This window comes from Pseudomonas sp. MD195_PC81_125, assembly GCF_014060985.1.
GTDB lineage: Bacteria > Pseudomonadota > Gammaproteobacteria > Pseudomonadales > Pseudomonadaceae > Aquipseudomonas > Aquipseudomonas parakoreensis.
The window spans coordinates 1-8701 of record NZ_JABULD010000491.1; the positions used below are offsets into that span (position 1 = coordinate 1).

The following is an 8701-nucleotide window of genomic DNA, read 5'->3' on the forward strand; positions in this document are numbered from 1 at the left end:
WTCGAGTTTTCGGCTCAGGGTCGTCACTCGATGTTGCGTGTTTATATCGATAAAGAGGGTGGCGTGCTGGTGGACGATTGCGCCATTGTCAGCCGTCAGATCAGCGGTGTCCTGGATGTTGAAGATCCGATCTCCGTTGAGTACACCCTCGAAGTTTCCTCGCCTGGCATGGAACGCCCACTGTTCACTCTTGAGCAGTTTGCAAAATTTGCCGGTGAACAAGTGAAGATCAAGCTGCGCTCGCCTTTTGAAGGTCGACGCAACTTTCAGGGCCTTCTGCGCGGTGTAGAAGAACAGGACGTCGTGGTGCAGGTAGAAGACCATGAGTTCCTGTTGCCGATCGATATGATCGACAAGGCCAACATTATTCCCAGTTTTGACTGAGACGCGGATCCCGCGGATCCAATGGCTTGCGAAAGGCGAGGCGTACGATGAGCAAAGAAGTACTGCTGGTTGTTGAGTCGGTATCCAATGAAAAGGGTGTACCGGCAAGCGTGATTTTTGAAGCGCTGGAGCTGGCTCTGGCCACTGCTACCAAAAAGCGTTTTGAAGACGAAGTTGACCTGCGTGTGGAAATTAACCGCCACACCGGTTCCTACGAGACTTTCCGTCGCTGGACGGTCGTCGAAGAGAATGATCTCGACGATCCTGCGATCGAAACCTGGCCAAGCAAGGTTGCCGAAACGCATCCGGGCGCCAAGGTCGGCGACGTCGTCGAAGAAAAGATCGAATCCATCGAGTTCGGCCGCATTGCTGCACAGACCGCCAAACAGGTCATCGTGCAGAAAGTCCGTGAAGCCGAGCGCGCTCAAGTGGTCGACGCCTATCGCGAGCGCCTGGGAGAAATCATCTCCGGCACCGTGAAGAAAGTCACCCGCGACAACGTGATCGTCGATCTGGGCAACAACGCCGAAGCGTTGCTGGCCCGTGAAGACATCATTCTCGCGAAACCTTCCGTGTCGGTGTGCGCCTGCGTGCACTGCTCAAGGAAATCCGCACCGAGAACCGCGGCCCGCAGTTGATCCTGTCGCGTACCGCGCCGGAAATGCTGATCGAGTTGTTCCGCATCGAAGTGCCGGAAATTGCTGAAGGCCTGATCGAGGTCATGGCGGCGTCCCGTGATCCGGGTTCGCGTGCCAAGATCGCTGTCCGTTCCAAGGACAAACGCATCGACCCGCAGGGCGCGTGCATCGGTATGCGCGGTTCGCGCGTCCAGGCCGTGTCGGGCGAGTTGGGTGGCGAGCGTGTCGACATCGTCCTGTGGGACGATAACCCGGCGCAGTTCGTGATCAATGCCATGTCGCCGGCAGAAGTGGCGGCCATTATCGTTGACGAAGATGCCCATGCCATGGACATCGCCGTTGGCGCAGACAATCTGGCTCAGGCCATCGGTCGTGGTGGTCAGAACGTGCGTCTGGCGAGCCAGTTGACAGGCTGGACCCTGAACGTGATGACCGAATCGGACATCCAGGCTAAGCAACAAGCAGAAACCGGCGACATCCTGCGCAACTTCATCGACGAGCTGGAAGTCGATGAAGAGCTGGCTCAGGTGCTGGTAGATGAAGGCTTCACCAGCCTGGAAGAGATTGCCTACGTACCGTTGGAAGAAATGCTCAACATCGACGGCTTTGACGAAGACATCGTCAACGAGCTTCGCGCTCGTGCCAAGGATCGTTTGTTGACCAAAGCCATCGCTACTGAGGAAAAGCTGGCAGACGCCCATCCGGCCGAAGACCTGCTCTCGCTTGAGGGTATGGACAAGGATTTGGCGATGGAACTGGCGGTGCGCGGCGTAATTACCCGCGAAGACCTGGCCGAGCAGTCTATTGACGACCTGCTCGACATCGACGGCATTGACGATGATCGTGCCGGCAAGTTGATCATGGCCGCCCGAGCCCACTGGTTCGAGTAATTAGGCGCGGCCTGAGGAGAGAAGTGCATGACGCAAGTCACGGTGAAACAACTGGCCGATGAGGTCAAAACACCGGTAGAGCGCCTGTTGCAGCAGATGCGTGAGGCAGGTCTGCCGCACACCGCCGCCGAAGAACATGTGACTGACAGTGAGAAGCAATCCCTGCTGACTCACTTGAAAAGCAGCCACAAGGCGAAAGTGGAAGAACCACGCAAAATCACGCTGCAGCGTAAAACCACCAGCACCCTGCGTGTGGCTGGTAGCAAGAGCATCAGCGTAGAAGTTCGCAAGAAGAAGGTTTTCGTACAGCGTAGCCCGGAAGAAATCGAAGCCGAGCGCCAGCGTGAACTGGAAGAGCGTCGCGCAGTAGAAAATGCTGCCCGTCAGAAGGCTGAAGAAGAAGCCAAACAGCGCGCTGAAGAAGAAGCGCGTCGCCAGCCTGCTGCTGCGCCGAGCGCTCCTGCCGAAGCTGTTGCAGCACCTGCGCCAGTCGCTGAACCTGTGCGCGAAGCCGCACCGGTTGTCGCTGCTGCGCCAGCTGCCGACACGCGCAAGCGTGACGAACAGCGCCGTCCGGACAAACCACGTGCCGACGATAACAATCGTCGTGGCGGCGGCGGCGACGGCGAGCGCAAAAAACGCTCCGCATCGCGCATCGGTCAAAGAAAAAAGCGCCGGCGCCACGTGTGGCGCCACGCACAACCGACGAAGAAAGCGACGGCTTCCGTCGTGGTGGTCGCGGCAAGGCCAAGCTGAAGAAGCGCAACGCTCACGGTTTCCAGAACCCTACCGGTCCTGTCGTGCGTGAAGTGAAGATCGGCGAGACCATCACTGTTGGCGATCTTGCCCAGCAGATGTCGGTCAAGGCTGCTGAAATCATCAAGTTCATGTTCAAACTGGGCACTCCAGCGACCATCAACCAGGTACTCGATCAGGAAACTGCTCAACTGGTAGCTGAAGAGCTGGGCCACAAAGTGACCCTGGTCAGCGATACCGCCCTGGAAGATTCCCTGGCCGAGTCCCTGAAGTTTGAAGGCGAGGCAGTTTCCCGTGCGCCAGTCGTGACCGTAATGGGCCACGTTGACCACGGTAAGACGTCCCTGCTCGACTACATCCGTCGTGCCAAGGTAGCTGCAGGCGAAGCCGGCGGCATTACCCAGCACATCGGCGCCTACCACGTTGAAACCGACCGTGGCATGGTGACGTTCCTCGACACCCCGGGTCACGCTGCGTTTACCGCCATGCGTGCCCGTGGTGCCAAGGCGACCGACATCGTGATCCTGGTGGTTGCGGCGGACGACGGCGTGATGCCGCAAACCATCGAGGCTGTTCAGCATGCTCAGGCGGCTGGCGTTCCTCTGGTGGTCGCGGTGAACAAGATCGACAAGCCGGGTGCCGACCTCGATCGCATCCGTAGCGAACTGTCGGTTCACGGCGTGACTTCCGAAGACTGGGGCGGCGACACGCCATTCGTACCGGTTTCGGCGAAAATGGGTACCGGCGTTGACGAACTGCTCGAAGCCGTTCTGCTGCAGGCCGAAGTGCTCGAGCTGACCGCCACTCCATCGGCTCCTGGCCGTGGTGTTGTCGTTGAATCGCGTCTGGACAAGGGCCGTGGCCCGGTGGCCACCGTGCTGGTTCAGGACGGTACGCTGCGTCAAGGCGACATGGTGCTGGTCGGCTCGAACTATGGCCGCGTGCGCGCCATGCTCGACGAGAACGGCAAGCCGATCAAGGAAGCCGGTCCGGCCATTCCGGTCGAGATCCTGGGTCTTGACGGTACACCGGACGCTGGCGACGAGATGAGCGTGGTTGCCGACGAGAAGAAAGCCCGTGAAGTGGCTCTGTTCCGTCAAGGCAAGTTCCGCGAAGTCAAACTGGCTCGCGCTCACGCCGGCAAGCTGGAAAACATCTTCGAAAACATGGGCCAGGAAGAGAAGAAGACGCTCAACATCGTCCTCAAATCCGACGTCCGTGGTTCGCTGGAAGCTTTGCAGGGTGCTCTGAACGGCCTGGGCAACGACGAAGTGCAAGTGCGCGTGGTCGGTGGCGGTGTCGGTGGTATCACCGAGTCCGACGCCAACCTGGCACTGGCTTCCAACGCTGTACTGTTCGGCTTCAACGTGCGTGCCGATGCTGGCGCACGGAAGATCGTCGAGCAGGAAGGTCTGGACATGCGTTACTACAACGTGATCTACGACATCATCGAAGACGTCAAGAAAGCCCTGACCGGCATGCTCGGCAGCGATGTTCGCGAGAACATCCTGGGTGTGGCCGAAGTGCGCGACGTGTTCCGTTCGCCGAAGTTTGGCGCGATCGCCGGTTGCATGGTGATCGAGGGTGTTGTGCACCGTAACCGTCCGATCCGTGTACTGCGTGAAGACATCGTTATCTTCGAAGGCGAGCTGGAATCCCTGCGCCGCTTCAAGGATGACGCTTCCGAAGTACGTGCCGGCATGGAATGCGGTATCGGCGTGAAGAGCTACAACGACGTCAAAGTCGGTGACAAGATCGAAGTCTTCGAGAAGGTTCAGGTTGCTCGCAGCCTCTGACTCGCGCACTTCAAGGGCCACGCCGAGCCGCCGCATGCAGATGCGCGCCACGGCGTCAGGACTCTAAACGCAACGCCCGGTCTGGCTTTTGTCAGGCCGGGCGTTTGCCGCTTTCAGACCTTGCGGGTTTCACCGTGGGGCAGTAACAGGTAACAAAATCATGGCAAAAGAATACAGCCGTACCCAACGTATCGGCGATCAGATGCAGCGTGAGCTGGCCCAGCTGATCCGTCGTGAAGTCAAAGACCCGCGCGTCGGCCTGGTCACCATTACCGCTGTGGAAGTCAGCCGTGACGTCGGTCACGCGAAGATCTTCATCACCGTGATGGGGCAGGACAACGCCGAAGACATCGCGCAAAGCATCAAGGTGCTCAACGCTGCCGCAGGTTTCCTGCGCATGCAGCTGGCCCGTGAAATGAAGCTGCGCAGCGTGCCGCAATTGCATTTCCACTACGACGAAAGCGTCGTGCGTGGCGCGCACCTGTCGGCCCTGATCGAGCGCGCCGTGGCTGAGGACAATCAGCACGTGGCCGCTGCACCTGAAGACACCAAGGAGTAATTCGGTGGCTCAGGTCAAACGTATCCGTCGTAACGTCAGCGGTATCATCCTGCTCGACAAGCCGCTGGGGTTCACCTCCAACGCCGCGTTGCAGAAGGTTCGCTGGTTGCTCAACGCCGAGAAGGCCGGTCACACCGGCAGCCTCGATCCGTTGGCCACCGGTGTATTGCCGCTGTGCTTTGGCGAAGCAACCAAGTTCTCGCAATACCTGCTCGATTCCGACAAGGGTTATGAAACCCTCGCGCAACTGGGCAAGACCACCACCACGGCGGACGCCGAGGGTGAGGTTTTGCAGGAGCGCCCGGTGACCGTTGGTCGCGCCGATGTCGAAGCGGTTCTGCCGAAATTTCGCGGGCAAATCAGTCAGATACCGCCGATGTACTCGGCACTCAAGCGTGATGGTCAGCCGTTGTACAAGCTGGCTCGTGCAGGCGAAGTAGTGGAGCGCGAACCGCGTTCTGTTACTATTGCGCGCTTGGAATTGCTGGCCTTCGAAGGCGATACTGCGCGTCTTGCGGTGGATTGCAGCAAGGGCACCTATATTCGCACCCTGGTGGAGGATATCGGTGAGCAGCTCGGTTGTGGTGCGTACGTCGCGGAACTGCGTCGTACCCAGGCCGGACCTTTCACCCTGGCGCAGACCGTGACCCTCGAAGAGCTGGAAGCGGTACATGCCGAAGGCGGCAACGAAGCGGTCGACCGCTTCCTGATGCCATCGGACAGCGGCCTGCAGGATTGGCCGCTGCTGCACTTCTCCGAAGCGAGTGCGTTCTACTGGCTCAACGGCCAGCCGGTACGTGCCCCGGATGCTCCGAAGTTCGGCATGGTACGGGTACAGGATCACAATGGTCGCTTCATCGGTATCGGTGAAGTGAGCGAAGACGGGCGCATCGCGCCGCGTCGACTGATTCGGTCAGAATGACCGGAAACCGGTCTGTGTAATAGCAGGCCGGCGAGTGTGGCTGTCAACAGGCACGGTCACTACTCATTTATAGATACAGGGATTTGTCCCTGGCCTGTTGAAACTGTTTTTGAAACAGTTTCCTGATAAAAGGATTGCCTCATGGCTCTCGACGTTCAAGAAAAAGCTCAAATCGTTGCCGACTACCAGCAAGCTGTTGGTGATACTGGTTCGCCAGAAGTGCAAGTTGCACTGCTGACCGCCAACATCAACAAACTGCAAGGTCACTTCAAGGCCAACGGTAAAGACCACCACTCCCGTCGTGGTCTGATCCGCATGGTAAACCAGCGTCGCAAGCTGCTGGACTACCTGAAAGGCAAGGATCTGAGCCGTTACAGCGCTCTGATCGGCCGCCTGGGTCTGCGTCGCTAATCAGCGATTGCGCTATGAGGTTGGTTGTCTGTCAGGCATCAGCGGTTTTCCGCTGGTGGCTGGCAGGCTCCCAGCCTCAAGTTTTATCTGCACTACCGTTTTACCCGGACAGTCAGCGGGCCGATTCCCGACATTGCCCAAGAATTTCGCAAGAAACCAGTTCCCCCAAGAGCCACAAAGAAGGTAGGACACCGTGAACCCGGTAATCAAAAAATTCCAGTTCGGTCAGTCGACCGTTACCCTCGAGACCGGCCGTATCGCCCGTCAGGCCTCCGGCGCAGTATTGGTCACCGTTGACGACGACGTCAGCGTATTGGTGACCGTAGTCGGTGCCAAGCAAGCCGATCCAGGCAAGGGTTTCTTCCCTCTGTCCGTTCACTACCAGGAAAAGACTTACGCTGCCGGTAAGATCCCTGGCGGTTTCTTCAAGCGTGAAGGCCGTCCTTCCGAGAAAGAAACCCTGACTTCCCGACTGATCGACCGTCCGATCCGTCCGCTGTTCCCGGAAGGCTTCATGAACGAAGTGCAGGTTGTCTGCACCGTCGTTTCCACCAGCAAGAAGACCGATCCGGACATCGCTGCGATGATCGGTACCTCGGCTGCCCTGGCCATCTCGGGCATTCCGTTTGACGGCCCGATCGGCGCCGCTCGCGTCGCTTTCCACGAAAGCACCGGCTACCTGCTGAACCCGACCTACGAGCAGCAAGCTGCTTCGAGCCTGGACATGGTCGTTGCCGGTACTTCCGACGCCGTACTGATGGTTGAATCGGAAGCCAAAGAGCTGACCGAAGACCAAATGCTGGGCGCAGTACTGTTTGCTCACGACGAGTTCCAGGTGGTGATCAACGCCGTCAAGGAACTGGCCGCTGAAGCCGCCAAGCCAACCTGGACCTGGGCTCCGGCTCCAGAAGCCACCGAACTGCTGGGCGCGATCCGTGCCGAGTTCGGCGAAGCGATCTCCCAGGCTTACACCATCACCGTCAAGGCTGACCGCTACGCACGTCTGGGCGAGCTGAAAGACCAGGTTGTGGCCAAGCTGTCCGGTGAAGAAGGCCAGCCTTCGGCTGCCGACGTCAAAGCCGCTTTCGGCGAGATCGAATACCGCACCGTTCGCGAAAACATCGTTAACGGCAAGCCACGTATCGACGGCCGCGACACCCGCACCGTACGTCCGCTGAACATCGAAGTCGGCGTGCTGCCGAAGACTCACGGTTCGGCGCTGTTCACCCGTGGTGAAACCCAGGCTCTGGTAGTCGCGACACTGGGTACTGCCCGTGACGCACAGCTGCTGGACACCCTGGAAGGCGAGAAAAAAGACCCGTTCATGCTGCACTACAACTTCCCTCCGTTCTCGGTGGGCGAGTGTGGTCGCATGGGTGGCGCCGGTCGTCGTGAAATCGGTCACGGCCGTCTGGCCCGTCGTTCGGTTTCGGCCATGCTGCCGGCCGCTGACGTGTTCCCGTACACCATCCGTGTCGTGTCGGAAATCACCGAATCCAACGGTTCCAGCTCGATGGCTTCCGTTTGCGGCGCTTCCCTGGCCCTGATGGACGCTGGTGTGCCAATGAAGGCACCGGTTGCCGGTATCGCCATGGGTCTGGTCAAAGAAGGCGAGAAGTTCGCCGTCCTGACCGACATCCTGGGTGACGAAGACCACCTGGGCGACATGGACTTCAAAGTAGCCGGTACCGCCAAAGGCGTTACTGCGCTGCAGATGGACATCAAGATCAAGGGCATCACCGAAGAGATCATGGAAATCGCTCTGGGCCAGGCCCTGGAAGCGCGCCTGAACATCCTCGGCCAGATGAACCAGATCATCGGTCAGTCGCGTACCGAGCTGTCTGCCAACGCGCCGACCATGATCGCGATGAAGATCGATACCGACAAGATCCGTGACGTTATCGGTAAAGGTGGCGCGACCATCCGTGCGATCTGCGAAGAAACCAAGGCTTCGATCGACATCGAAGACGACGGTTCGATCAAGATCTTCGGCGAAACCAAGGATGCCGCAGAAGCTGCTCGTCAGCGCGTTCTGAGCATCACTGCAGAAGCCGAGATCGGCAAGATCTACGTCGGCAAGGTTGAGCGCATCGTCGACTTCGGCGCATTCGTCAACATCCTGCCGGGCAAGGACGGTCTGGTGCACATCTCGATGCTGAGCGACGCTCGCGTAGAGAAAGTCACCGACATCCTGAAAGAAGGCCAGGAAGTGGAAGTGCTGGTACTGGACGTGGACAACCGCGGCCGTATCAAGCTGTCCATCAAAGACGTGGCAGCGGCCAAGGCTTCGGGCGTTTAATCAGCCCCCAGCTTCAGCGCAATGAAAATGCCCCGCCGTGAAAACG

At 59.0% G+C, this 8701-nt stretch carries 5 protein-coding genes and 2 pseudogenes; all 7 read left to right on the forward strand.

The window, feature by feature from the left end; translation table 11 throughout:
• Positions 1-384: ribosome maturation factor RimP (gene rimP, locus HT737_RS19830; RefSeq protein ID WP_182403819.1), on the forward strand; the 384-nt coding region annotated here is incomplete at its 5' end.
• Between the two features lie 47 nt (positions 385-431).
• Positions 432-1912, forward strand: a pseudogene (nusA, locus tag HT737_RS19835) (transcription termination factor NusA).
• Between the two features lie 27 nt (positions 1913-1939).
• A pseudogene (gene infB, locus HT737_RS19840) lies at positions 1940-4464 on the forward strand (translation initiation factor IF-2).
• Positions 4465-4624: 160 nt separating this feature from the next.
• Positions 4625-5023 (forward strand): 30S ribosome-binding factor RbfA, encoded by a 399-nt coding sequence (gene rbfA, locus HT737_RS19845; RefSeq protein WP_007961438.1) that lies wholly within the window; start codon positions 4625-4627, stop codon positions 5021-5023.
• Positions 5024-5027: 4 nt separating this feature from the next.
• Positions 5028-5945 carry a tRNA pseudouridine(55) synthase TruB gene (gene truB / locus HT737_RS19850; protein ID WP_024011571.1) on the forward strand — a complete coding sequence of 306 codons (918 nt, stop codon included), beginning with the start codon at positions 5028-5030 and terminating at the stop codon, positions 5943-5945.
• Between the two features lie 141 nt (positions 5946-6086).
• Positions 6087-6356 carry a 30S ribosomal protein S15 gene (rpsO, locus tag HT737_RS19855; RefSeq protein WP_003221553.1) on the forward strand — a complete coding sequence of 90 codons (270 nt, stop codon included), beginning with the start codon at positions 6087-6089 and terminating at the stop codon, positions 6354-6356.
• Positions 6357-6549: 193 nt separating this feature from the next.
• Complete coding sequence (gene pnp, locus HT737_RS19860) at positions 6550-8655, forward strand: polyribonucleotide nucleotidyltransferase (RefSeq protein ID WP_007961443.1); 2106 nt, start codon at positions 6550-6552, stop codon at positions 8653-8655.
• Positions 8656-8701 lie beyond the last annotated feature (46 nt).

Coding starts and splice junctions, on each gene's coding strand:
- rpsO (WP_003221553.1), top strand. CDS start 6,087: ATGGCTCTCGACGTTCAAGAAAAAGCTCAAATCGTTGCCGACTACCAG.
- rbfA (WP_007961438.1), top strand. CDS start 4,625: ATGGCAAAAGAATACAGCCGTACCCAACGTATCGGCGATCAGATGCAG.